The following is a 24,479-nucleotide window of genomic DNA, read 5'->3' as shown; positions in this document are numbered from 1 at the left end:
AAAACCACGGCTCGCCGACAGGTCACACAAACTAATTCCATCGACTATCAAACACACTGTTGAGTTCTCAAACATCAGACGCTGTCCGCGCTTGGCCTCTCGGCTTTCGCTCGGTGCGTTTCCAACGTTATGGGCTTTCGTTTCACCGTGCAAATCCTGGCGATTTCGGCCCCATCTCGGCACGCCGCATCACCGGAGTTTTCCGAGCCCGCCTCGTGGCGTGACCCAGACACCCGGTCAGAGGTGATCGTGAGAGATGGCCACCCGGGGCCGGCCGCCCGAACCAGAAGGTTCTTGCTGCCCGCCGCTCCCTGGCGACTCGGAGAACATTAGGCGAGAGCAGGGGACATGCCAAATCGAGTCGTTGTGTCCTGGGCCACAACGACGTTTTCGCAGGTCAGGGGCTTGTCGGCCCACTGGGGACGGCGATCCCGCGCGCGTCGCGCGGCGTCCGACAGCCTGCGAGCAGCAGTGCCTGCGCCGTCTCGTCGGCCAGGCGGGAGAGCAACCGCTCGACCTCGTCGGCGCCACCGAGGGCCAGCGCGTGCAGGGGCGGCCGGCCCAGCAGGGCCGCGTCGGCGCCCAGCGAGAGGGCGGCCAGGACGTCGAGGCCCGAGCGGATGCCGCCGTCGACGAGCACCGGCACCTGCTCACCGACCGCGGCCGCGACGCGCGGCAGGGCCGCACGCGTGGTGGTGGCACGGTCGAGCTGGCGCCCGCCGTGGTTGGAGACCCACACGGCCGAGGCGCCGGCGTCCACGCACGCGCGTGCGTCGTCGGCGCGGAGCACGCCCTTGACCACCACGGGGACGCCGGTCACCTCGTGGAGCCAGCCGATGTCGGCAGGCGCGAGGTCGTCGGCCCAGCGCACCTCCCCCGGCTCCTCGAAGTTGCAGCGGAACCACGACAGGTCGGTTCCGGCCCAGTCCTCCTCGGGCGGTCGCCGCTTGGGACCCGGCACGGGGGTGTCGACCGTGAGCACCACGGCTCGGGCCCCGGCGGCGACCGCGGCGCGCAGGACGGGCGCCGCCGAGTGGCGGTCGGGCGGGAGATAGGCCTGCAGCCACCACGGCGAGCCGGCGTCGATGTCGGCGAACCGGTGGCCTGCGTTGGAGCTGACGACGTGGAGCGCCCCGACAGCCGCGGCCCCCGCGGCCATCGCCGGCTCCCCCGCGGGGTGGGCGACGCGCTGCAGGGAGGTCGGGGCGATGCCGACCGGCGTGCGCAGGACGTCGCCGAGCAGGTCGGTGGTGAGGTCCACGGGTCCGCCGGACAGCACCCGGGGCGCGAACCTGACGTCGCGCCAGGCCGCCGCTGCCTCGGCCGTGGTGATGCCGTCGTCGGCGCCCGCCTCGACGTACTCCCACATCGGGCGGGGCATGACGGACCTCGACTGCTCGGCGAGGTCCGTCACCCAGGTCATCGCGGCAGGACCTGGATCCCGGCGAAGTTCTTCTTGCCGCGCCGGAGCACCAGCCAGCCCTCGCCGAGGAGGTCGGACGCGCCCGGGACGTGGTCGGGGTCCTCGATCCGCACGTTGTTGAGGTAGGCGCCGCCCTCTCCGAGGATGCGGCGCGCCTCCCCCTTGCTCTTGGCCAGCCCGGTCTCGACAAGGAGGTCGACGACCGGCGGCACCTCGCCGTGGACCTCGACGCTGCCTGCCTCGCGCAGTGCCGCTCCCAGGGTCGCGGTGTTGAGGTCGTGGAGGTCACCGCCTCCGAACAGGGCCGCGGCAGCGGCCTTGGCCTGCTCGGTCTCGGCGGCCCCGTGGACGAGGGTGGTGACCTCGTCGGCGAGGTGCTTCTGCCCCGCGCGCAGCCACGGCTTCTCGGAGGTCTCGGCCTCCAGCGCCTCGATCTCCTGCCGGTCGAGGAAGGAGAAGACCCGCAGCAGCTCCCCGACCTTCTCGTCCTCGACGTTGAGCCAGAACTGGTGGAAGGCGTAGGGCGAGAGCATCTCGGGGTCGAGCCAGAGCGCGCCCCCTTCGGTCTTGCCGTACTTCGTGCCGTCGGACTTCGTCAGCAGCGGCGTCGCGAAGGCGTGGGCGCGACCCCCGTCGCTGCGGCGGATCAGCTCGACCCCCGCGGTCAGGTTGCCCCACTGGTCGCTGCCGCCGAACTGCAGCGTCACGCCGTGGTCGCGGTGGAGGTTGAGGAAGTCCCACGACTGGAGCAGGACGTAGCTGAACTCGGTGTAGCTGATGCCCTGCTCGAGGCGACGCGCGACGACGTCGCGCGCGAGCATCCGGTTGACGGGGAAGTGCTTGCCGACGTCGCGCAGGAAGTCGATGGTCGACAGGCTCGCGGTCCAGTCGTAGTTGTTGACCATCGTCGCGGCGTTCGGGCCCTCGAACTCGAGGAACGGCTCGATCTGGCTCCGCACCCGCTGGACCCAGTCCTTCACGACGTCGAGCGAGTTGAGCGAGCGCTCCCCCGAGTCCTTGGGGTCTCCGATCATCCCGGTCGCGCCACCGACGAGCGCGTAGGGCCGGTGCCCGGCGCGCTGCAGGCGCCGGGCCGTCAGCACCTGGACGAGGTGGCCCATGTGGAGGCTCGGGGCCGTCGGGTCGAACCCCACGTAGTACTTCACGCTCCCCGCGGCCAGGGCGCCGCGAAGGGCGTCGAGGTCCGTCGAGTGCGCGAGGAGGCCTCGCCACTCGAGGTCGTCGAGGAGGGTGGGGTCGAGGGACACCGGGCTGCCTTTCGTCGTGTCGTCGCGGCCAAGCCTGCCGCATCGCGGCGTGGATAGCATGCCCGGGTGATCGCAGGCAGGTATGAGCTCGAGCGCGAAGTGGGCCGCGGCGGCATGGGTGCCGTGTGGCTCGCCGAGGACACGGTGCTCGGCCGCCGCGTCGCGGTGAAGAAGGTCGGGATGACCCCGGGTGGGTCCTCGCCCGACCTCGAGCGCGCCGAGCGGGAGGCGCGGCTCGCCGCCCGGCTGAGCCACGCCCACTCGGTCGCCGTCTTCGACCTCGTGACCGACGAGGACGGCCAGTGGCTGGTGATGGAGTACGTCGAGGGCACGACCCTCGCCGGACTCGTCAAGGAGGAGGGCGTGCTGCCGCCGGAGCGGGCCACCCTGCTGCTCCAGCAGGCCGCGGACGCCCTGGCCGCCGCTCACTCGGTCGGGATCGTGCATCGCGACGTCAAGCCGTCGAACATGCTCGTCGACGCCGAGGACCACGTGAAGCTCTCCGACTTCGGCATCGCCAAGGCCGAGGCCGACGTGACCCTCACCCAGACCGGTCTGGTGACCGGCTCCCCCGCCTACCTCGCGCCGGAGGTCGCCTCCGGCCGACCCGCGACCGACGCCAGCGACGTGTGGTCGCTGGGCGCCTCCCTCTTCCACGCGCTGGCCGGGCGGCCGCCGTACGAGGTCGGGGACAACCTGATGGGCACGCTCTACCAGATCGTCCACGAGGAGCCACCGCGGCTGGAGGACGCCGGCTGGCTGGCGCCGCTGCTCGAGGCCACCATGACCCACGACCCTGCGGCTCGCTGGTCCATGGCACAGGTGCGCGACTACCTCGCCGCCGGCCCCTCGGCGACCCGGCCGACCCCCGTCCCTGCGCCCGCCCCGGTGCCCACACCCGTGCCAGGACCGGATCCGACAGCGGCGGTCGAGCACACGGCAGCGCTGCAGGCGGTGCCGGAGCCACGCCGGTCCCGGACCCCGCTGCTGCTGGCCGTCGCCGGGGTCGTGCTGCTGGTGGCGCTGGTCGGGGTCGCCTGGGCCCTGGTGACCGGCGGCGACTCCCCCTCCGCGACACCCGCCGGCGGTGGCGGTTCCTCGTCGTCCGACGGCAACGGCGGCGGGAGCACCGGCAACACGCCGAAGGAGCAGCCGACGGCCGCGGGGATGGAGACCTTCATCAGCGACTACCTCACGACGGCCGCCGCAGACCCGTCGCAGTCGTTCCCGATGCTCACCAAGTCGTTCCAGGCGGCCAGCGGCGGCTACGAGGGCTACTCCGGGTTCTGGGACACGATCGAGAGCGCCCGGCTGGTCGACGTGAGCGCCGATCCCGAGTCGATGACCGTGGCCTACACGGTCGACTACGTGAAGACCGACGGCTCCGAGACCTCGGGCGACGTCGTGCTGGGACTGGTGTTCCGCAAGGGTGAGTACCTGATCAACGAGGAGGCATAGGGGTTGCGGATCCGGATCCAGAAGCGGGGGCTGGTACCGGCAGCGGTGGTCGCGGTCGTGGGCACGGTCGTGCTCTACCTCGGGGCCACCGCCGGACTGGCGGCCTGGCACCGCCAGCAGCAGGACGCCGCGCCGCCCACGGGCCGGGGCTACCTCCCCGGCGTCATCGAGAACGCGCCGTCGTCGCTGCCGACGACCGGCGAGTACGGGCCGCCGGGCCAGGTCGCCGCCGTCTACGCCGGCACGGACGTCGACGACGGTCTCCGAGGCTCCGTGGACCATCCGTGGATCACCATGTCGGCCACGACGGGTGACTACCGTGCCCTCAGTGAGCCGGGTCTCCCGGAGGCAGGGCCCGGCGTCGTGCAGGTGAGCCCCGACGGGGGTCTGATCGCGTGGTCCGGGCCCGACGGCCTGACCGTCTACGACACCGCCACCGGCGACGTGGACCGACCCGACGTGGGTCCGGTCGACGCGGTCGGGCCGTTCGCCGACGACGCGGAGCACCTCGTGGTCCACGCCGCCGGCGCGAAGGTCGTCGACCTCGCCCGCGGCGAGGTGGTGGCCGAGGCCGAGGCCGACGCCGAGTCGGTGCGGGGGGCCGCCTGGCGTCCGGACGGCACCAGCCTCGACCTCGTCACGAGCACGGGACACCTCGTGCTCGGTGTGGACGGGACCAGCGAGACCAGTCCGACGTCGATCCCGCCCGGCTCCCAGCTCGCGTGGGCACCGCAGGGCGACCGGCTGGTCGACCTCCACGACGTCGACGGCACCTTCCGGCTCTTCGTGTCCGACCTGCGCGACGACGGGGCGTTCGGTCCCGAGCGGCGGGTGGACACCACCGGGGTGGCCCTCCTCCACCTCTTCGGCTTCTCCGGCGCCGACACGGTCGCCATCGACTCCTACCTGCTCGAGACCGGCAACATCGAGCGGGTGCTCGACGTCCCCCTCGGGCAGGGGTCGACCCAGGACCTCACGCGGCTGCCCTCGCCGGGTGACAACTGGGTCGACGTCTCGACACTCTCGATCGCCACCGACCTGCTCCCGGTCGGGAGCTATGAGTGGGACAGCCAGGTCTGGCCCTGGAGCTACACCAGCCGGCTCGCGGCCTGCGCGATCTTCATGTTCTTCCTGTTCGGGCTCTACGTCACACGCCGACCGAAGAAGCGATGAGCCCCGCCGACCGGCGCCTGCCCGACGGCAGCGCGGTCGACGCCCTGGCAGACCTACGCTGCCGCCCGCAGCACCTCCGGGTCGTCGTCCTGGCAGGTGCCCAGGATGGGGAGCAGCACGCATGTGCGGGCGGCCGGTCGGTGCCTAGCCTGACGGGACCCCCGACCCCGCCCAGGAGTGATCCCCCCTGTTCCGCGCCGACATCCAGGGCCTGCGTGCCCTCGCCGTCCTCGGCATCCTCGTCTACCACTTGGGCCTGAGCCCCTACCGCGGCGGATTCGTCACCCTCGACGTGTTCTTCGTGCTCTCGGGCTTCCTCATCACCCTCCTGCTGCTCCGGGAGGTGGAGCGCAGCGGCCGCATCGACCTCGTGGCCTTCTACGTACGCCGGGCCCGGCGCATCCTGCCGGCGGCCACCGTGGCGATCGTGGGCACGGTCGTGGCCTCCTACCTCTGGATCAACCCGCTCGACGCCCGTGACGCAGCGGTGGACGGGGTGTGGGCATCGCTGTTCGTCGCCAACGTGCGCTTCGCCATCGACGAGACCGACTACTTCGCCCAGGACGACCTCGCGTCGCCGCTGCAGCACTTCTGGTCGCTGTCGGTGGAGGAGCAGTTCTACCTGGTCCTGCCGGCGCTGCTGCTGGTGACCGTGCTGCTCGCCCGCCGCACCCGTCGTGGCGCGCGCCCGGTCACGGCCATGGCGACGGTGCTCGCGGTCGTCACGGCCGCGAGCTTCGCGTGGTCGGTGCACGCCTCGCAGGTCAGCCCGCAGACGGCCTACTTCTCGACGTTCACCCGTTCGTGGGAGTTCGGTGTCGGTGCGTTGCTGGCCATCGCCGCACCCCGCCTGGTCTCCCGGCTCGGTCCTGCCGCTCGCAACGGCGTGGCCCTCGGTGGGCTGGCACTCGTCGGAGTCGCCCTGTTCACGGTCTCCTCGTCCGACCCCTATCCGGGATGGCTGGCCCTGATGCCCGTCCTCGGTACCGGTGCGGTCCTGGTCGCCGGGAGCGGCGAGACAGGCCCCACCCGGGTCTCGCGGGCGCTCGGAGTCCGGCCGCTGCGGACGATCGGCGACGCGTCGTACTCGCTCTACCTGTGGCACTGGCCCGTGATCGTCGTGGCCGAGCAACGCCTGCAGCGCGACCTGCGACCGCTGGACGTCGTGGTCGTGCTCGGGGTCACGGCCCTCATGACCTGGGCGTCCTACCGCTACGTCGAGACGCCGTTCCGCCACCGCCGCTCCCGACGGCGGGGACAGGGCCTCGCGCTCTACCCCGCCGCCCTGGGCATCGCCGTGGGCAGCTGCCTGCTGGCGGTGGTGGCCGTGGACCGGGGTGTCGAGACGTCGGCGCCCGCGATCGAGGTGGACGACGTCGAGACCGGACCGCGCGGGCGGGACCTCTCCGACGACCCCGTGGTGGCGCTCGTCGAGGCCTCGGTGAAGCAGGCACGACAGGGCGCCCCGGTTCCCGGCGACCTGCGGCCCGGGCTGCGGGACCTCAAGGGGGACACCGCGGACCTCGGCCGGTGCGACAACCTCGACCCGCCGTGGCGCCTCTGCCGCCGTGGCGACGCCACCGGCGAGAAGACCGTCGTGGTGCTCGGCGACTCCCACGGGCGCCACTGGATCCCGGCGATGGAGGAGGTCACCCGGGAGGCCGGCTGGGCGGCGTACTACCTGGTCAAGTCACAGTGCACCCCGGTGCGCGTCGAGGGAGTGCTGAAGGGTGAGGACGGGCCCTTCGAGGAGTGTGCGGACTTCAACGCCTGGGCGATGGACCAGCTCGAGCAGCTCGATCCCGATCTCGTGGTGGTCTCGACCACGGCGGCCTCGCGGCTCTGGGTGGACGGCGCGGTGGTCTCCGACCAGCCGACGATCGACGACGAGGTGCGCCGCGGGTTTCGGGACCTCTTCGCCGACCTGGCGCCGCTGACCCGGCGTACGACGCTGCTGGTCGACGTGCCCAGCCGGACCACCCGTCCCGCCGAGTGCCTCTCCCGACGCGACGCGACGTTGGCGGCGTGCCTCGAGGAGCCGACGGCCCGGCGGGCCGCCGCCTCCGCCACCAGCATCGACGTCGCCCGCCGGGCGGGGGTCGACGTGGTGCGCACCGAGCAGTGGGTGTGCGCCGACGGCCAGTGCCCCGCCGTGGTCGGCGACATGGTCGTGCAGCGCGACACCGGCCACCTCACGACGGTCTACTCGCGTCACCTCGCGGGAGCGCTCGGCAAGCGGCTGGGCCTGGACCGTCGGGGCTCGGCCAGCAGGTAGAGCACCACGAGCAGCACGGCGACGTCGACCGCGGCGACCAGTGCCGTGCCGGCGACGAAGGCGCCGAGCTCGCCGAGCACCGAGCCGCGCAGGGCGGGCAGCGCGTCCAGGAGGAGGACCAGGGCGGTCCCCAGCGCCACGGCACCCAGGCTCGCGGCGAGGAACCACTGCAGGCGGGGCGGTGGGCCCTCCGGCTCTTCACCGAGAGCGACCGTCACGGCCAGGCCCAGGGCCGCCCAGACCCCGACGAGGAGGAAGGCCGCCATCGAGTCGGCGGCCCGGTGCCAGCCGGCCACCATCGTCGCGACCGCGGTCACCAGGGCCACGACACCGCCGAGCAGGGCCGCTGGGACGCGGAGCCGGGGCGGGAGGACGACCAGGACGGCGACCACGGCGGAGAAGACCGCGGTGCTGTGGCCGCTCGGCAGGCTGTTGAGGGTCGCGGGCGCGTACTCGTCGAGGCCGAGGTCGGGGCGTGGAAGCAGGTGGTTCTTGAGCAACCAGGTGGACACGTTGGACGCCACCAGCACGCCGAGGGCGACCAGCCCGGGCACCCTCGCGAGCCGGACCAACGCGATCGTCGCCACTGCTGCCGTCGCGGCGGCGAGGGACGCCACGGACACCACGTCGAGGATCGTGTCGACGGTGGTGCCGAACGCTCCCCGGGTCTCGATGGCCCCGCGCAGGGCCGCGTCCCCGAACTCGCGGCCGAGGACGGTGCGGACGGACCACCAGTAGATGACGGCGAACCCCACGGCGCAGCCGGCTGCTGCGACCAGTCTGCGCCCGACGTCACGACCCATCCCGTGGCCCGCGGTCAGCGGTACTCGGGGTTCTCGAAGTCGAAGCGTGCCCCCGCGTCCCACTCGCGTCGCTGGTTGCCGTGGGCAGGGACTCCCCCGGCCCCCTTGAGCATGCGGGCGAGGTGCATGAGGTTCCACGTCATGAAGGTGGTGTTGCGGTTGGTGAAGTCGTTCTCGGGCCCGCCGCTGCCTTCGTCGAGGTAGGAGGGACCGGGGCCGGCCTCACCGATCCACCCGGCGTCGGCCTGGGGCGGGATCGTGTAGCCGATGTGCTGGAGGGAGTAGAGGACGTTCATCGCACAGTGCTTGATGCCGTCCTCGTTGCCGGTGATCAGGCAGCCCCCGACGCGTCCGTAGTAGGCGTACTGCCCCTCCTCGTTGACGTCGCCGGAGGCGCCGTAGAGCCGCTCGATGACCTGCTTGGTGACGCTGGAGTTGTCGCCCAGCCAGATCGGGCCGGCGACGACGAGGATGTCGCTGGCCATCACCTTCTCGTGCACGCCCGGCCAGTCGTCGCTGGCCCAGCCGTGCTCGGTCATGTCGGTGTAGACCCCGGTGGCGAGGTCGAGGTCGACGGGTCGGATCACCTCCACCGCCACGCCGTGCTTGCGCATGATCGAGGCGCTCACCTCGACCAGGCCGGCCGTGTGGCTCTGCTCGGGCGAGCGCTTCAGGGTGCAGTTGAGGTAGGTCGCCCGCAGGTCGGAGAAGTCGAGGTCCATGGACCCCACGATCCTCCGCGGGGGCCGACATGTCACGAGACGGTCGGGACCACCGGGTCGTAGGCGCAGGAGTCCTTCGTGCTCCGCGGCCTGGACGGGTCGCCGCGCCGGCCCGGTCGCCGTACGGGGTCGAGGGCCGTGGCGACGGTGTCGCGGAGGTAGTCGTAGTCGGGGTCGCCCGAGAAGAACTGCTCGCTCGTCTTGAAGACGACCGAGCGCACCTTGGCGTCCTTCATCCTCAGCGCCAGCTCCGCGAAGGCGGGGAGCAGGCGTTGGGGGACGTCGGAGTAGACGACCTCCTTGCCGGCGGCCGCGAGCTCGGTGTAGCGGCGGACCAGCGTCAGCGGGTCGGCCGCGTCGATGATCGCGGCGACGGCGCACCGCTGACGGTCCATCCGCTCGTAGTCGTCGGAGCCGTAGCGCCCGCGGGCGAACCAGAGGGCGTGGAAGCCGTCGAGGTGCTGGTCCGGGCCGGGCTCGATCCAGCCGGTGGGCGGGATCCCGGCGTCGGTGTTGCCGTTGATCGCCACGCGGGTGTTGACGTTGACCGTGATGCCGCCGATCGCGTCGACCACCTCCTGGAAGCCCGCGAGGTTGACCAGCAGGTAGTAGTCGACGTCGATGCCGAGGCTCCCGCCGACCGCCAGCTTGACCGCGTCGGCGCCCTCGTTGGTGCTCCGGCCCAGGACGCCCGGGTGGAGCAGCGGGATCTCGCGGTAGACCGCGTTCAGCATGTAGGAGGCCGGGTCGCCGTAGCCGGTGAACCCGGTCGGGTAGAGGTCGTGGAGCGGGCTGTCCTCTGGGAACTGGGCGTACATCATGTTGCGCGGCAGGCTGAACATCACCGTCTTGCCCGTCGCGGTGTCGATGCTAGCCAGGATCAACGTGTCCGTCCGGACACCCTCCCGGCCCGCTCCCCCGTCGCCTCCGAGGAGGAGGACGTTGACGCGGTCACGGCCACCCCACGGGTCCTTCTCTGTCACGTCGGTGGGCACGGTCGAGGTCTCGTTGTCGGTGAAGACCGTCTCGACGAGGTCGGCCTGGACGCGCGCGTACTGGGCCGCCACGACGAACGGCGTACCGACGACGACCACCAGGGCGAGCACGAAGAGGTGGCCGACCCACGTGGTCCAGCGCGGCCGGTCCACCGGCCGCACCTGGCGGTAGGTGAGGTAGACGGTGACGGCCCAGGCGGAGAGCGCGACGACGATCACCCACACCGCGACCTTCAGCCGGGCCGGGTCGAGCACCAGGTCGAGCGCGGCACGCAGGTCGCGCCCGGCGTACCAGGCGCTGAAGCCTGCGACTGCCAGCGCGGGCACGAGGACCAGGACACCGAGCAGTCGCCGGCCGGTCCAAAGGAAGCCGCTCCCCGGCAGCACCGCGCCGAGCAGGGTCACCCCCACGGTGCCCGGGAGGCCGGCGGCCCGCCGCCACGGGCGGCGCAGGGCACGCCGGCGACCGGGCGGGCGCAGCACACCCACCCGGACCTCACCGTCCGGGGACTCGACCACAGGCGCAAGGTATCTCCTGCGTCCACGGCGCGGCGGGAGGTGGCGCTGAGGTGTTCGTGGGGCGGGTGGGGCTCGAACCCACGACCCAAGGATTATGAGTCATGGGTCGGCCCGCGGTTCCACCTCGAGAGTGTGCGGCCACCGCCTCCGAATCACACCTCGATTCCCCCAAGCCCGGCGTCGCGCCGTGTCCATTGCGAGTCGATTTCGACTGCAATGGTGACCAGGGACCATCACGGCCGGCACCGTCGTGGGGTGTGCGCAACCCGACGTCCGCACCGCGAACCGCCCAAGCCGGACCTGCACGACGAGCTCTGGACGGTCAGGCACCTCGCGACCTTTCTGCACTGCGGCAGGACGACAGCGTTCGCGACGGCCGCGGTCCCGGGGTTCCCCAAGGCCCTGACCCTGGCTCGCGGCCGGGGGCGCCTCTGGGCGGCAGACGAGGTCCGCGCCTGGGTCTACGGCACCCGGCAGACCATCGCTCCGGCAACGGCCTCGAACCCCGAGGGGGTGCGCCATGGGCCGCCAACCGAGCGCTGATCCTGCTGGACTGCTGCTCGTCAGTCCTTCAGGCCGGGTCCGCGCCACCCCACCAGCCGCAGGAACCCGCTACTGGCGGCTCAGCATCGTCGACGGCGCCGGCCACCGCATCCGGCAGACCACCGGCGGCACGACCCGGGCCAGCGCCGAGCGCGCGCTCCTCGAGCTGGACAGGCACCTGGCCGCCCACAGCCCGGCAGGCGCCCGCGCGCGTCACGGCGCCGAGCTGCTCAGGTACTACCTCGATGACCGCCGACCCAAGAACCAAAGCCACCCCGACCGCTCCCCGCGATGGAGCCAGAGCTACACCGACCAGACCCGGCACCTGGTCAACCACTACCTGTGCCCGGTCCTGGCCAGCACCCCTCTGGCCGAGTGGAGCGCCGAGCATGCCTTCGCCGTCCTCGACCGCTGCCCCACCAACTACATGGTGTCCAAGGTCCGCCGTACGCTCTCGGCCGTCCTCACCCTCGGAGTCGCCGATGGCTTCCTACGATCCGACCAACGGGACCTACACCGGGTCACCGTCCCGCTGCGCCCAGACGTCCGACCTCGTCGTCGAGAACCGCCCGCGCGGCTTCCCGACGCAAGCGTCCTGCTCAGGCCCGACGAGGTGCCGAGCACAGCGCAGGTCGAACAACTCGCGGCTTCCACTCCGCCGTGCATGGAGCCGCGCTCGTGGGAGGGCGTCGTCAACTTCCTCGCCTACACCGGCGTCCGGATCGGAGAGGCACTGGGTTGCGCGGACCGAGATGTCCTCGACGACCTCCCCACCGGTCTGATCGCCGTGCGCTGGCAGCTAATCGAGCCGGTCGGCCAGTCGAAACGTCTGGCCCCGCCGAAGAACGGATACGGCCGGCTGGTCGCGGTCTGCGAGGAAACCCCGTTGGGGTTCCCGCTGCGTAGCTGGCTCCTGGAGCGTGCCGAGGTTGCGGCGCAGGAACGGGTGGGGGGCCACAACCCGGCAGGCGCGCTCTTGGTCACACCACGGGGTCGGTGGTGGACCCGTAGCAACTTCCGCGCTCGATGCTTCAACCCGGCGGCCACTGCCGCGGGGTGGGAGCGACTGAGCTGGCGCGGTCCGGTGCGTCGCAAGGTCGCGGGTCGCTGGGTGACGACCCAGGCCGAGCGCCACGACTGGCGGCACCCTCTCCATTCGCTCCGCCACCACTACGCCTGCACGGCCCGTGACATGTGGGGCTGGACCGGCGCGGAACTGTGCCTGAACGGAGGCTGGGCAGACGAGGCGTTCGTGCACTCCCGCTACTACGGTGCCAGCGAGGAGACCTACCGACGCGCGGTGGCGAAACAGGCGGGTACGTCGCTCTCGGGACGGCTCGCGTGAGCACCTCAGCCGCGGACCGCGCCCTCCCCGGGGCCGGACACCCGTCCGCTGGCGGCGGCCTTCCGAAGCCCGGTGTCTGCTGCGGCCACCGGTGGTCGGAAGACGTCTTGGTGCGAGCAGTTGTGCTGGACGCACACGAAGCCCCGGGGGTCAAGGTGCAGCGAGGGAACCAGCGGCCCGTCGGGCAGCCAGTTGCCTCCCTGAGAAATCCACACCAGCAGCCACTGAACACTGAGACCGTCTTCCATCAGCAACCGCTGCCACAGTGCAGTGGTCGCCCTCACCCGGGTCTCCCCCTTGCCGTAGGCGACGCCCGAGAGCACTCTCCGAAGCGTGGCCGGGCTCTGCTGCGACTGTCTCGCAATGTCAGTCACAGACACGGCGCGGAGCTTGTACAGGGAGCTCTCAAACATCAACACCCAGCGGAAGTGCGCGTCTTGGTCCTCACCCCAGGTGGGCTCGGTGATCGGCACCCCCGGATACAGACCCTGCCGTCCCTCACTCGGTCGTGGCGGACGTGCGCCCGCTGCTGCAAACCCCTGCGGGTCGCACCACCAGCCGCCGTACACCTCCTGCAGGGCCTCCTGGAGCAGCATTCGGTGCTCCTGTGTGGCCTTAAGGTCCGCTGCCTTCAGCAGAGCGGCGGCACCGAGAGTCGACGGCAGCCGCCTGGGCCGCTGCATCGGTCCTGCCGTCACCGCTCTCACGTCTCCCACCGTTGGGCGCTTCCGCGACCGATCCGGAACCAACCGGGGGCTACTGCTGCCCTCGACGTGGATCGGCCGCGACGGACGCTAGGGACGGCGCACGACTCCCCACACGATTCCGATCGCAAAGAGATGCCAACGCAGAGAGATCCCCTGGGACCCGGGTGTCCCGCGCGCGACAAACGAGCTGCGCCTCAGCGAGCTCCGGAGGCCGGTCAGTGCGCGAGGGCGTGGAGGGGCCGAGCACCTTCGGGCCCAGCCGGCGGCCAGCGGCCGCCGGGCGAGGCGCCACGGCGCAATGCCCACGTCGTGCGAGGGACCACTGCCCCCCGGGATGGCGCACCCGACTGCCGATGGGGAATCCGATGGCCCGCAGTCGTCGCCTGAGCAGTGGCGGTCGTGCCCGACCTACCGACCGGTCCGAAGGCCCACGCCCGGACGCCGCCGACGGGACTGACGATCAGCATGCGTGCGAATGTCCCGCCGAGCTCGCCGTGCGCACCGGCGACGGCCGCACCGTAGCCTTCACCGAAGCGCTTGACGCCGTCCTCGCGGGCGGGGAGTCGCCCGGCACTCCGATCCTCCTGGTCTACTGCGCCTGTCGTCGCGCGACCACGGCGGCGACCACAAAGCCCCAGGCCGCCGCCCGCACCGGGTCCCGGAGATCCCAACGCCGATCGGCGACCGCCACGGCCTTCACCGTGGATGGCAGGGGAACATGAGTGAGCCCGACCACCAGGTCCACGACGGCGCGCGGCCAGACTGCTGTGGCGGGCAGGACGACCTCCTCGACCGCCAGTCGCGCGCAGCACACCGCCAGCGATTCTCCGTGCGCCCAGTCTTCGCGCCGGCCGCGGTGCCAGTAGACAACTCGGCCACCCTGATCGACCTCGAGCAGCAGACGGCCCGCATGGTCCCCACCGTCCTCCGAGCCGCGGTCTCGACCGTGACGCATGGCCCACCTCCCGGTCGCCTGAGCCCACGCGAAGATGCGAGTATAGTTCGCCACAGGCTAACTAAAGGACGGTCGTGATGGATAGGGCCACGACTCTGCTCCCCGACGACACCATCCGGTTGCCCCCGAGCACCACCGACGGGGACCTCGACTTCGGCAACCGCGTTCCCGGTGCCCTCCTCGACCTGCTGCCGGGCCGCCGCGTGGCCGCCATGCTCCGCGAGTCCGGGGAGAATGGTGTAGGCCCGGTTCTCGCGGCCGCGAGGTCAACGAAGACGATCGCCCGTCGTATCGCGAAGCTCGACATCCACATCACCGCTGCTCTCCCTCCACCTGAAGCCCTTGCGACCTGCCACCGTCACGCCAATGTCACCCACCACGACCGGGACGACGACCAGGACCCCTTCACCTTGCGAACCACCGTCGTGGAGATGACCGGCACGCCACTGGTCCTACTGCTCATGACCGGTTCCGCCGCTCAGCTCGACGATGACTTCGACCAGCCCGCCACACGTGCCTGTGCCGAGTTCCTGACTCGATTCCGGCCCGCCCTGTCGATGGCAGTTGAGCTGTCTCGAATCGGCCGAGACCCCTGGGCGATGAAGGACATCGTCACCACATTCCGGCGCATCGAGAAGGAGTACGGCATCGCGTCATGGTTGTGCAGCAACGACGACTCCCGCGACTGGGACCCCGACGCCCTGTTCCTTGAGCCCTTCAGCAACACCACCGAGGACCGCCTGTTTCGTGCTGGCCGCAAGGGGCGCGCCGAGTCACTCCGATTCAAGTCGCGGGTCATGGGCGCCATCGAGAGCGAACTGGAACCCGAGATACCCATGGTCGGCGGGCGTGCACGTGACCCCGGCGCCGGTCCGGTGCTCCCCGGTTTCGGCCAGGTACATGAAGTGACCGAACGCGGTCTGCGCGGTCGACCCATCATGTTCGCAGACGGCGCCGAGGGATTCCCCCACCCTCACGAGGCCAGCGGCTCGCTCCCACGGTTGGTGGAAAACGGCCGGGAACTCCCCTATCCCGACATGCTCGAAACCCTGCGGTGGCTGTTTCGCACCGCCGACACACCCGGATGGACCGATCTGGACAAGATCGGCCGTGAGCTCGAACGCCGCCGGTTCTCCCACCAAGGCCTCCGGAGAATCCACGGGCCGACCGCGCTCTTCCAAGCTTCTTCACATGGCACCCGCAAACTGCTCAACCTCATCATGACCCGGCACCTCGACGACTACCACCTGCGTCGAACGACGCGGCGTCGCGACGGCAGTGAGTGGCTCATCTCCGACCTCCCGGCGACAATCAGCACGGCCGACTACCGCCGACTCCGAGAACGCTGGCCTGCACCTCAGATCCGCGACCGCCCCGACACCTACCTGCTCACCAGCACCGAGGTTCTCGTCGACGACATCGAGCCCGGCATCCTCCAGGGCCGACGGCGCCGGAGCGACAACGCCATCATCTACGTGGTGCTCACCCCCGATAGCTCCGCACACCTCGGCGCCCACAGTCGCCCCGTCCCGCCGCTGCCGCAGGCGGTCTACTTCTCCGCGCTCTTCGATGCCCTCGGCCGCAGCGGCGCGTCTCTGACACCACCGCCCGACGACGAGCCTGATGAGCTCGCCCTTCTCTCCGCCGAGGTCGAAGTCGAACGCCAGTCACTGCGACAGCGCCGCCTGGCCCAACAACGCCGATTCCGAGAGCTCGATCCCGGCCAACAACACCAGCTCGACAGCACCGCGACCCGTCCCGACGGTCTCCAGATCGCGGACTCAGTCGAGCGCTCTACCACCTCGGGGACAACCCTTCCGCCCCCAGCTGCCACCGACGACGGCTACATCCACGACCTCAGGGAGAAGTACAACAGCGAGAGGCAGTCACTGCTCACCGACGAAGCGCAACTCCGAGAACGCCAACGTCAGCTCGAGACACTTCAGGGCCAACCCCGGCACCCCGGCCTCCCGGTCGCCGATCTCCTCCTGCTGGCTGGTGCCGCAGCCAACGAGAACGACCGCCAGATGCGCATCCCGTTGCACGCCGCCACCTCGGACTTCCGCATCTACCGCAGGGGTGCTCCCACCAGCCCCGATGACCCGTCGGACCCGACGCCGTCCTTCGCCTGCACCCTGACGATCCACGACCCGGGGGTGGGGACGCGGCAAGCTCAAGTGCGGGGCACCTACCCCACCCGCTACCAGAAGGAGACCAGCGCAAAGGTTCGCGAGATTCTCGAGAGGCTCAACGACGGGGTCCCGCTGCGCAGCCAGGCGGGGACCAGTCGCTCGGACCTCCCCGACTTGCGCCGCGCCCTGGGCGGCCGACAGGCACTGAGGGTGCTGGGCATCTCCGACCCACGACTGCTGACGATGACGATGCAGTGCTGCCACCCACTCCGCCCCCTCGTGGAGCTCGACCTCACCACGCCCACCGAACCCATGACGCTGCCTCCGCTGGATGAGGAGGCTCTCGGGAAGCTCGCCGACGACAAGGGATGGCCACTCGCTCTCATGCGGCGCATCCGGACGTTGCACCTGGAAGGGACCCGCACCACCAGTTCCTGGCTCTACCGCAGCGCCCCTGGCACCAGCACCCTTTATGCCACGGGACGCCGGCGCCGCACCGGATTCCACATCTCCCAGCCACTGCTCCTGAAGACGCCGCGAACCAGGGACGACTGGTACCTCGACGGCAGGACCGCCACCCTCCTGCCCTGCTCGTGGTGCGGCAGCCGAAGGATCTACAGCTCGCGTCTTATGGAAGCGGTCGGCGGGATCTGCAGGGCCTGCCGACGTGATCGCGCGGGAGTGCGCTGGCCACCCGCCTACGACCGGTTCCTCGAATGAGGATCGCCCAGGCCCGCGCCGGCGGAAGCGGGCTCTCGGTCGGGCTACACAGCTCCACGCGCCTGGACGGACCCACTCGTCCGCGTCGGCCCCGGACGGAGGGGCCCGGCCGGTGGAACGACTTCGCCAGGAACCGCACAAAGCTTCGTCCAAGGGTTCGCGCGCTACTTGGGGGATCGACGTCGGACTTGCCGGCCATCGCGACCCGCAAGCGACAAGGTGTGGCAGCGCATCACGCTGCATCGACGCCATTGCACCTCCCTCTTACCGTCCCCTCGCCCGGGCTGCGGCCCTGATGATCGAGCAGGAGACGAGGCCGGTGGGGACCGGCCAAGACGACCGCCACAACCGCTGCGACCGCAAGACCCTGTGCTTGTGGTGCTGTGCAGTTGCATGGGGTTGGCGGGCGCAGTTGCACGTCGCCAACGGTTGAATCCGTGCCAACGGTTGCGCGGTGTCGGCAGTTCCACGCTGCCTACAGTTGTGGCGGTGCCAACCACAGCGCGGAGGCGGGCGCCGGGGCTCCCACGGAAGCGACGAGGCTCTCTCCATGGCTGGAGCGCAAAGCAGGGAAGTTGTTCGTGATCGGGGCGGCTGGCCTCTACGGGTCGTACTCCCTCACCTACTCAAGTTCGGCGATCGCCAAGGCGCTCAGCGTCGAGGTGGACCTCGTCTACGGGGTGCTCGCATCCATGATGCTGTTGTCGTTCCTCATCGGAGCGCTGGGATTGGCGGCATTCGTCACACTTCTGGTCACCGTTGCGGCCGAGTCCCTGGGGCGTGGCGGGTTCGCTGCTCGGATGCGTGGCCGACTTCGCCCGCGAAGTGACAAGGTGCCGGGCGAGCCCGCCGTTGAAGGACCGGCGCGTCCAGACGACAACTGATTTGGCGCCGGCGGCAAGGTTTCAGCACACCGCAGGTTGCTGAGGGGTCCCGGTCGACCACCCGACCGGTGTTCTAGCTCGGACGCGTCACGTCCACCGACCTCGGCCTCGAGGAGCCGATGCGCTCGAGCTCGGCGACTTGGTTCGAGTCACCGCCGCCGCCGACAGGTACGAAGCGCTGCAGCGCCTCCTCTACCTCAACCGGAGTCGACCGCGTTGCGCCGAACCGCGTCGCGCCCCTAGAGCACACCCGCGCCCCGGCACGGGTGCCGACGGCCCGCGCGATCTGCTGCCGCAGGATGTAGCCATGAACACACGAGCCGCTTCCGGGGAGCGGTACGCATGACCGACGACGCGATCGATGAGGACCTTTACCGACGCATCGGAGCCGAACTCCTCGACACCTGGAACGCCGCGCAGGGCGGGCAGTTCACCGCCCGACGCACCCGCGGCTCTTGGACCCAGCCGCAGCTGGGCTCCGTCCACGCGCTCACCGCGCATGTCCACCGCCTCTACGTGCCGGCCACACGGCTCTTAGACGACGGGTGGGCACTGGAAGCCATGCCGCTCGTCCGGACCGCGTACGAGTGCGCCCTGACCGCGCAGTGGGTGGCGCAGACGGAGGACGGTGCCAACGCGTTCGTCAACGAGGATGCCCGGCAACGGCGCGCGTTGGAGCGGACCGTCAAGGCGGGTGTACCGGCGAGCATCCGTGGGGACGGCAAGATCCCCGGCAGCGATCTCGAGCCGCTGGAGACGACCGCTGGCGGCCCTGCCAGGAACTTCGAGCAGCTCTGCGACGACCTGCACCCGGGCGGCGCCTCGGCGTACTTCCCTTACCGGGTGCTGTCCATGTACGCGCACGCCACAGTGGCCCTCGTCGACGACTACCTCGAGCCCAACGAGGACGGTGAGCTCGGTGCGATGCGCCTGGACCCCAAGCCCACCGCGAGCGCCGCCTGGCGGGGCCTTCTCGTCAGCTCGCTGGTCTGGGCTGGACGAGCTGTCGACTACTTCGACCAGGACCATCGACGCCGTAGCCAGTTGCGGGCAGCCGCACGCGAGTTGGGCATCGAGTCCGTGCTCCAGCTCTCGCCGGCGGCCGGGCGCCGGCAGCGAGCCGCTCGACGGGCGCAGCCCTGACTTCAGCCGGTCGGCGTGCCGACGTGGCTGCGGGCCGGGGCCGTGATCCGCTGGGTGCGCGGTCGTCAGGCTCTTGCACTTCTTGCCGGCGGCCCTCCGGGGGCGTCGCGCAGACTACGCAGCGCCCTCCACACGCCTCCCGGGCGGGCAACGCTGATACTGCATCGAGTTGTCAGCGGTCGGACCTACCGTCCTCGTCACAGTTGTTGTCTTACGACCGGAGAGGCCGATGCCTGACGACGCACCCGCGGCCCGGGCCCGCCGCGACGGCGGCCTGTTGTCCTGCGGTCGCGTCGGCGGACGGTGAACGCCATGTCGAAGAGGTTCGCGTCCGCGGTTGCGGCCGACGCGTCGATGCTCGCGCTGTGGGATGCGGCCGCCAACGCGCCGGTCGACCCCGACCAGGTCGGCAGTCGCTCCAGCCGCCCGCGGTGGTGGAGGTGTCCGGTCGCCGACGACCACCGCTGGACGGCCTCACCGTCCTCGATCACCCGGTCGCTCGCGAACGGCTTCACCGGCTGCCCCTGCTGCGCCGGGCGCCAGCTGTCGATCACGAACAGCTTCGCCGCCCGCTACCCCGAAGCGGTCGACCTGTGGCATCCCGACAGGAACGGCGACCTCACGCCCGACCGGGTGCTCGGCGGCTCCTCAGACCTGGCGTGGTGGAAGTGCGCCGAGGGCCCGGACCACGAGTGGCAGGTCTCGCCGCTCGTCCTCGGCAAGGGTGCGGTGGCGAACGGCCGCCGAGGCTGCCCGTTCTGCGCCGGCAAGCGGGCCTCGGTCACCAACAGCGTCGCCACGCACCCGCAGCTGGCCGCCGAGTGGCACCCCACCGCCAACGGCGACCTGCGCCCCGAGGACATCGTCGCGGGCACTGGGCAGAAGCTGTGGTGGCGATGCCTCGAGCAGCCCGCCCACGAGTGGGCCGCCACCGGCGCGAACCGCACCCGGGGCCGCGGCTGCCCGCGATGCATCCGCCGGCTCCGCTCGGTCCTCGAGGTCTGCCTGGCCTACGAGCTCGCGACGTTCCTGCCCGACCTGAACCTCCACGACGACACCCTCGTCGTCGACGGCGTCACCCGCCACGTCGACCTCCACCTCCGCAAACCCCAGGTCGTCATCGAGGTCGACGGACGCTACCGCCACGCCGGCGACGTCGAGCACGACCGCGACGCCCGCAAAACCGCGTTCCTCGAGAACGCCGGCTACCGCGTCCTCCGCGTCCGCGAGCACCCACTCCAGCCCATCGGCCCGCACGACGTCATGGTGCCGACCGACGCGACCGTCAAAGAGACGACCGACGCCGTCCTCCTCCGCCTCCGCGAACTTGACTGGGTGCCCCTCGACGCCGACACCATCGACGACTACCTGGCCGAGGACGAACCGCGCCACGTCGACGAGGCGCTTACCTACCTCCAGGTCGAACGGCCAGGGAAGACGATCCGTCTCCCCGGGCCCGTCACGTTCACCCGCGAGAGCCGCTGGGAGGCCGGCCTGCGGGTCCTCGAGGCGTACGTGGCCCGCGAAGAACACGCGAACGTGCCCTGGGAGCACGTCGAGGACGGTGTCCCGCTCGGCAGGTGGGTCGGCGCCAAACGCGCTCAACGGCGCCGCGGCCGGATGCCGGCAGACCGGGCCGCGACCCTCGAGGCGCTGCCGGGTTGGGTTTGGGACGCTGTCGGAGACCAGTGGGAGCAGGGGCTCCTGAGCCTTACGGCGTTCCGGCAGCGCGAAGGGCATCTCGACGTGCCGGCCCAGTTCTGGGACGAAGACGGCTTCCCGCTCGGCTCCTGGGTCCGCTCCCACCGCCGCGACGGCGGCCGCCGGACCATGACCACCGACCAGCGCACGAGGCTGGAAGCCGTCCCGGGCTGGACCTACACCTCCCCGACCCAGACAGCCTGGGACGCATCCCTGGAGGCGCTCCGTGCGTTCGCCGACCGCCGCACACCCCGTCAGCACCGCGAAGCCGGAGTGAACATCGACGGCTGGTCCAAGCAGCAGCGGGCCCGCTACCACCGCGGCGAGCTACCCGCCGAGCGCGTCCAGCAGCTCGAAGCGGTCACCGGCTGGTCCTGGCGACCACAGGACGACGCGTGGGAGGCCGGCTGGGCGGCGCTGACCGAGCACGTCCGCCGCACGGGTACCGCGTTGGTCCGCCGTGACGCGACCCCCCACGGGTACCCGCTGGGCGCCTGGGTGGGTGAGCAGCGCGTCCGCTATACAGCGGGCGACCTGCCGCAGGAACGCCAGCAGCGGCTGGAGACGCTGGCCGGCTGGTCGTGGCACCCTCATGCCGACCTCTGGGAGCGGCACTTCGAAGCTCTCGAGCAGTTTGTCGCCCGTGAGGGTCACGCCCGCGTCCCGACCGACCACATCGAGGGCGATGTCCCGCTGGCGGACTGGGTCATCAGGCACCGGCAGGAGTTCAAGGCCGGGCTCGTACCCGCCGACCGCGCCGCCCGGCTCGAGGCGCTACCCGACTGGACCTGGGATGTCCTGGCGTCGCGCTGGGAGAAGCACTACACCGCTCTCGAGGCGTTCGCCGCTCGCGAGGGTCACGCGCAGGTTCCCACCGACCATCTTGAGGCCGACCTGAAGCTCGGGCGGTGGGTGGTCGTCCAACGCCAGACGTACCGCAAAGGCGACCTCGCCCCCGACCGTGCTGACCGGCTCGCTCGGACCCCCGGGTGGGTGTGGGACACACGTGACGCTGCCTGGGAGAAGGGCTTCGACGCTCTAACCGGCTTCCAAGCCAGGAATGGGCACTGCCGCGTGCCCGGGACGTGGCTCGAGGACGGCTACCGGCTCGGGCAGTGGGTCACCGTGCAGCGCAACCTCATCCGGACCGGCAAGCTCGCCGACATGCGCCGGGACCGGCTCGCGGCGATTCCGGGCTGGGAGCGCCAACCGAGCACGCCGACCGGGCCTGGGATCGGTCCTCAGACTGTCGTCTGAAGCGGCCGCGAAGTGTAGTTTCCGCAGGTCAGAGGCCGGCCGAGGTCATGCTCGGCCCGGCCTCCGTGCGGAGGGGCGACGCCGAGCCGAGTCCGCTCTGGGCTGAGTGATCTGCCGATCGAGGCTGGCCGCCCGTTCCGCTAGCTCCGCGAGGTCCCCTACTTCCGATGTGACCGCGTCTACCGCGACTTCGAGTCGGTGGACGACTGCGGCAAGAAGACCGCGGAGCTGTGCGCGGAACCCGTTCTCAATCCGACCTGTCCCGGTGTCGACCTCAACAGAGAAGGGGTGAGAACCGAGATCGAGCTGTGGAGGTGCAGGGATGTACGAGTGGTCAGCGTTGGCCGAGTTGGTTCTGGAGTGGTTGGGGCGGCCCGGTCCGCTGGAGGCGCGGATCTACCGCCTGATCTTCGTCGCGATGGTCGTCGCCGTTGTGCGGAGCTGGCTGCGGCGCAGGACGTCCCAGACGAAGGAAGGCTCCGAGAAACCCGTCCGCGCACGGTCATGGCTACGGAGGGGTACTGCGGACGACCTGTAGGCGAGTCGCTAGGGCGGCGCGGAGTACCGTGAGCGTCCGCACGCTGAGGAACCGGAACCTGTCGATCCGGTAGATGTCGGTGACGGTCTTGTGCCGGAGCCCTGCCTGTCGGGCGAGCCCGGATCTCGTCAAGCCGGCGGCCCCCATGCGTACGAGCAGTTCCTCGCCCACGAGCAGCTGCCACGGGAAGGCCGGATGGGCGCCGACACCGCTTTGCAGCAGCTGCGGGACCGGCTCGCACCGGCAGGCCTCAAGGTGTCTATCGGCAAGCCCGGCGCGGCGCTCATCCCCGCGCATAGTGGACCGGGCGTCGCCCAGACCCGCCAGCTGCTCCGGCAAGCAGAACGACGGAGCGCACTGAACACGTCCGGCGGCCGCCTGCTCCACCAGCTGTTGCGCGGCGAGGTCGATAGGGACGGCTCAGCGGCGAGGCAGCTGGAACCTGTCGGAACGAGCGGACGCAGACCGGTTGTCGCCCTTGTAGCGAAGCTGGAACACGTACCGGTTCGTCGGGATGTCCCGAGCCGTGTGCCACGACACTTGGCCGCGTGAGCCGGTGACCTTGGTCTCGCGGTAGTTCCTCCAGTAGCCGTGCCACCGAATCCACAGCGAAACGCTCTCCCACTTGTGTGGCCGACCCTCGCGGGTCAGCTTGCCGGTGAACTTCCAGCCGGTGCTCCCGTAGGGGTCCTTGGTGACCTTCAGCCTCGTCTTCGCCGGCGGCTTCCGCTTCAGACTGAAGGAGTCGGTCGCGGTTCCCGTCGCGATCACCTGGCCGGCTGCGTCGTACTGCTCCCAGGTCGCGGTGACGTCGTAGACGCCGGTGTTGTAGCGCCCGACGCACAGGAAGTCCTTGAAGGAGGTGGATGCTGCGACGCCGCTGTAGTCGTGGCTGTCGTCGTAGCTGCCGTACGGGTCGGTGACCTCCACCTCGACGGCCCAGGCGCCGTTCCAGGTGCCGGTGCCGGATGCGTCGTAGTGGGAGGTGATGGTGATGGGGACGTTGACGCAGTCGCCGCGGTAGGTCGCGGCGTCGTTGGCGGTGATGGTCACGGCTCCGGTCGGGCCGGCGGCTTGGGATGCGGTGGGGGTGAGTGCGACCGACATGAGAGCAGCGCAGATTACGAGGACGACCGTGCGTCCTCGCCGGTACTCACCACCTCCGGACGACCTAGGCCCGTGGGCGGATGGGTGGATCTGGGTCGACTGCTGGTGCGCTGGCATGTGTCCCCCGTGGTGGCTGCGTGATGACGTCGGCCGCAGCCTAGGAGGCGCTAGCGCACTTGACTGGGGGTTCGTCGGTCTTCCCCTGATTTGGCTGAAGTGTCGCCGTGGGCGACCCGGGCTCGTTCCGCCGACTGCGGACGCTGTGGGGGTGTCGGCGGCGACCGTCACCCTCACGTCATGCCCGTCTTCCGCCACCCGAACCACGTCGTCTTCACCGGAGAAGACCGGCGCGAGGTCGAGGTGCTGGTCGACGGACGGTGGTGCTACGGCGAGCAACGGTCATGGGACCGGGCCGACGACGGCACCTGGTCGGCCGTTGTGACCTGGTCGGCCGCCCCCGGCCACAACCACATCGGACGCTTCCCAGCAACCGAGATGCGGCTGCTCGACCAGACGCCTGTGGATGGGGCTCCGCACGACTGACCTGAACGTGGCACGGTGCCCTAGTGGCTCTCGACGACTGGTGCGACCGCGATGTGGCATACCTGCTGATCTTCGGCGACCACCCCGACGTCGACGGCCCGCCGAGTCCGGTCGAGCCAGCCAACAGCGCGGAATCTCAACGGATCTCCTGCCCCGGCCAACTGGCGCTTTCGTCGATTCCGGCACCGGACAACCGGCGGCGACGTAGCGTGCCCAGGACGACCGGCCACTGACGCGGTCACAACAAGGTACAGACGGGGAAACGCAG

General features: G+C 70.7%; 18 protein-coding genes. 10 read left to right on the top strand and 8 right to left on the bottom strand.

The annotated features are described in order from the left end of the window. Positions 1-397 precede the first annotated feature (397 nt). Positions 398-1,423 (bottom strand): alpha-hydroxy acid oxidase, encoded by a 1,026-nt coding sequence (locus ABD091_RS17525; RefSeq protein WP_343920833.1) that lies wholly within the window; start codon positions 1,421-1,423, stop codon positions 398-400. After that, positions 1,420-2,691 carry a tyrosine--tRNA ligase gene (gene tyrS / locus ABD091_RS17520; RefSeq protein WP_343920831.1) on the bottom strand — a complete coding sequence of 424 codons (1,272 nt, stop codon included), beginning with the start codon at positions 2,689-2,691 and terminating at the stop codon, positions 1,420-1,422. The genes ABD091_RS17525 and tyrS overlap by 4 nt, the downstream gene beginning before the upstream one ends. 66 nt (positions 2,692-2,757) lie before the next feature. Here tyrS and ABD091_RS17515 point away from each other — a divergent pair, with 66 nt between their 5' ends. From ABD091_RS17515 to ABD091_RS17505, 3 genes are all read left to right on the top strand, one after another. Next, positions 2,758-4,149, top strand: a complete 1,392-nt coding sequence (locus ABD091_RS17515) for a serine/threonine-protein kinase (protein ID WP_343920829.1) — start codon at positions 2,758-2,760, stop codon at positions 4,147-4,149. A gap of 3 nt (positions 4,150-4,152) precedes the next feature. Continuing rightward, entirely contained in the window at positions 4,153-5,322 is a 1,170-nt protein-coding gene (locus ABD091_RS17510; protein ID WP_343920827.1) for a WD40 repeat domain-containing protein, read from the top strand. A 187-nt stretch (positions 5,323-5,509) separates the two neighbouring features. Further along, on the top strand, positions 5,510-7,597 hold the full coding sequence (locus tag ABD091_RS17505) for an acyltransferase family protein (RefSeq protein WP_343920970.1): 2,088 nt from the start codon (positions 5,510-5,512) through the stop codon (positions 7,595-7,597). Here ABD091_RS17505 and ABD091_RS17500 read toward each other — a convergent pair. The 3 genes from ABD091_RS17500 to ABD091_RS17490 form a co-directional block, all read right to left on the bottom strand. After that, positions 7,534-8,352 (bottom strand): phosphatase PAP2 family protein, encoded by an 819-nt coding sequence (locus ABD091_RS17500; RefSeq protein ID WP_343920825.1) that lies wholly within the window; start codon positions 8,350-8,352, stop codon positions 7,534-7,536. The two genes, ABD091_RS17505 and ABD091_RS17500, sit on opposite strands and share 64 nt — an antisense overlap. Before the next feature lie 62 nt (positions 8,353-8,414). Continuing rightward, on the bottom strand, positions 8,415-9,122 hold the full coding sequence (locus ABD091_RS17495; RefSeq protein ID WP_343920823.1) for a flavodoxin family protein: 708 nt from the start codon (positions 9,120-9,122) through the stop codon (positions 8,415-8,417). Between the two features lie 32 nt (positions 9,123-9,154). Further along, complete coding sequence (locus ABD091_RS17490) at positions 9,155-10,636, bottom strand: LCP family protein (RefSeq protein WP_343920821.1); 1,482 nt, start codon at positions 10,634-10,636, stop codon at positions 9,155-9,157. Between the two features lie 520 nt (positions 10,637-11,156). Here ABD091_RS17490 and ABD091_RS17485 point away from each other — a divergent pair. Beyond that, the gene (locus tag ABD091_RS17485) at positions 11,157-12,524 is read left to right on the top strand and encodes a phage integrase central domain-containing protein (protein WP_343920819.1); all 1,368 of its coding nucleotides are present in this window, start codon (positions 11,157-11,159) and stop codon (positions 12,522-12,524) included. Between the two features lie 5 nt (positions 12,525-12,529). Here the strand turns inward: ABD091_RS17485 and ABD091_RS17480 are convergent, their stop codons facing one another. Both ABD091_RS17480 and ABD091_RS17475 read right to left on the bottom strand, forming a co-directional pair. Continuing rightward, positions 12,530-13,120, bottom strand: coding sequence for a hypothetical protein (locus tag ABD091_RS17480; RefSeq protein WP_343920817.1), 591 nt, complete (start codon positions 13,118-13,120; stop codon positions 12,530-12,532). A gap of 700 nt (positions 13,121-13,820) precedes the next feature. Then, entirely contained in the window at positions 13,821-14,240 is a 420-nt protein-coding gene (locus tag ABD091_RS17475) for a hypothetical protein (RefSeq protein ID WP_343920815.1), read from the bottom strand. 23 nt (positions 14,241-14,263) lie between these two features. On the opposite strand from ABD091_RS17475, the gene ABD091_RS17470 reads away from it, so the two are divergent. The 4 genes from ABD091_RS17470 (at position 14,264) to ABD091_RS17455 (ending at position 22,023) form a co-directional block, all read left to right on the top strand. Then, positions 14,264-17,038: a hypothetical protein gene (locus tag ABD091_RS17470; RefSeq protein WP_343920813.1), complete on the top strand. Its 2,775-nt coding sequence runs from the start codon at positions 14,264-14,266 to the stop codon at positions 17,036-17,038. A 575-nt stretch (positions 17,039-17,613) separates the two neighbouring features. After that, positions 17,614-17,922: a hypothetical protein gene (locus ABD091_RS17465; protein WP_343920811.1), complete on the top strand. Its 309-nt coding sequence runs from the start codon at positions 17,614-17,616 to the stop codon at positions 17,920-17,922. A gap of 342 nt (positions 17,923-18,264) precedes the next feature. After that, positions 18,265-19,065, top strand: a complete 801-nt coding sequence (locus tag ABD091_RS17460; RefSeq protein ID WP_343920809.1) for a DUF5677 domain-containing protein — start codon at positions 18,265-18,267, stop codon at positions 19,063-19,065. A gap of 312 nt (positions 19,066-19,377) precedes the next feature. Next, a complete protein-coding gene (locus ABD091_RS17455; protein ID WP_343920807.1) occupies positions 19,378-22,023 on the top strand; it encodes a Helicase associated domain protein in 2,646 nt (881 codons plus the stop codon). Between the two features lie 958 nt (positions 22,024-22,981). Here ABD091_RS17455 and ABD091_RS17450 read toward each other — a convergent pair. Beyond that, entirely contained in the window at positions 22,982-23,668 is a 687-nt protein-coding gene (locus ABD091_RS17450; RefSeq protein ID WP_343920805.1) for a hypothetical protein, read from the bottom strand. Positions 23,669-23,965: 297 nt separating this feature from the next. On the opposite strand from ABD091_RS17450, the gene ABD091_RS17445 reads away from it, so the two are divergent. Together ABD091_RS17445 and ABD091_RS17440 are read left to right on the top strand one after the other, a co-directional pair. Next, complete coding sequence (locus tag ABD091_RS17445; RefSeq protein WP_343920803.1) at positions 23,966-24,211, top strand: hypothetical protein; 246 nt, start codon at positions 23,966-23,968, stop codon at positions 24,209-24,211. Positions 24,212-24,234: 23 nt separating this feature from the next. Then, positions 24,235-24,444, top strand: coding sequence for a hypothetical protein (locus ABD091_RS17440; RefSeq protein WP_343920801.1), 210 nt, complete (start codon positions 24,235-24,237; stop codon positions 24,442-24,444). The last annotated feature ends 35 nt before the right edge of the window (positions 24,445-24,479 follow it).

Origin of the sequence: Nocardioides aestuarii (assembly GCF_039527245.1) — a bacterium.
In the GTDB taxonomy this organism is placed as follows: domain Bacteria; phylum Actinomycetota; class Actinomycetes; order Propionibacteriales; family Nocardioidaceae; genus Nocardioides; species Nocardioides aestuarii.
Note: the sequence above shows the minus strand (reverse complement) of the source record. Positions and strands in the feature narration are given on the sequence as shown.

Coding starts and splice junctions, on each gene's coding strand:
- ABD091_RS17525 (WP_343920833.1), bottom strand. CDS start 1,423: ATGACCTGGGTGACGGACCTCGCCGAGCAGTCGAGGTCCGTCATGCCC.
- ABD091_RS17495 (WP_343920823.1), bottom strand. CDS start 9,122: ATGGACCTCGACTTCTCCGACCTGCGGGCGACCTACCTCAACTGCACC.
- ABD091_RS17485 (WP_343920819.1), top strand. CDS start 11,157: ATGGGCCGCCAACCGAGCGCTGATCCTGCTGGACTGCTGCTCGTCAGT.
- ABD091_RS17480 (WP_343920817.1), bottom strand. CDS start 13,120: ATGCTGCTCCAGGAGGCCCTGCAGGAGGTGTACGGCGGCTGGTGGTGC.
- ABD091_RS17470 (WP_343920813.1), top strand. CDS start 14,264: ATGGATAGGGCCACGACTCTGCTCCCCGACGACACCATCCGGTTGCCC.
- ABD091_RS17460 (WP_343920809.1), top strand. CDS start 18,265: ATGACCGACGACGCGATCGATGAGGACCTTTACCGACGCATCGGAGCC.
- ABD091_RS17455 (WP_343920807.1), top strand. CDS start 19,378: ATGTCGAAGAGGTTCGCGTCCGCGGTTGCGGCCGACGCGTCGATGCTC.
- ABD091_RS17450 (WP_343920805.1), bottom strand. CDS start 23,668: ATGTCGGTCGCACTCACCCCCACCGCATCCCAAGCCGCCGGCCCGACC.
- ABD091_RS17445 (WP_343920803.1), top strand. CDS start 23,966: ATGCCCGTCTTCCGCCACCCGAACCACGTCGTCTTCACCGGAGAAGAC.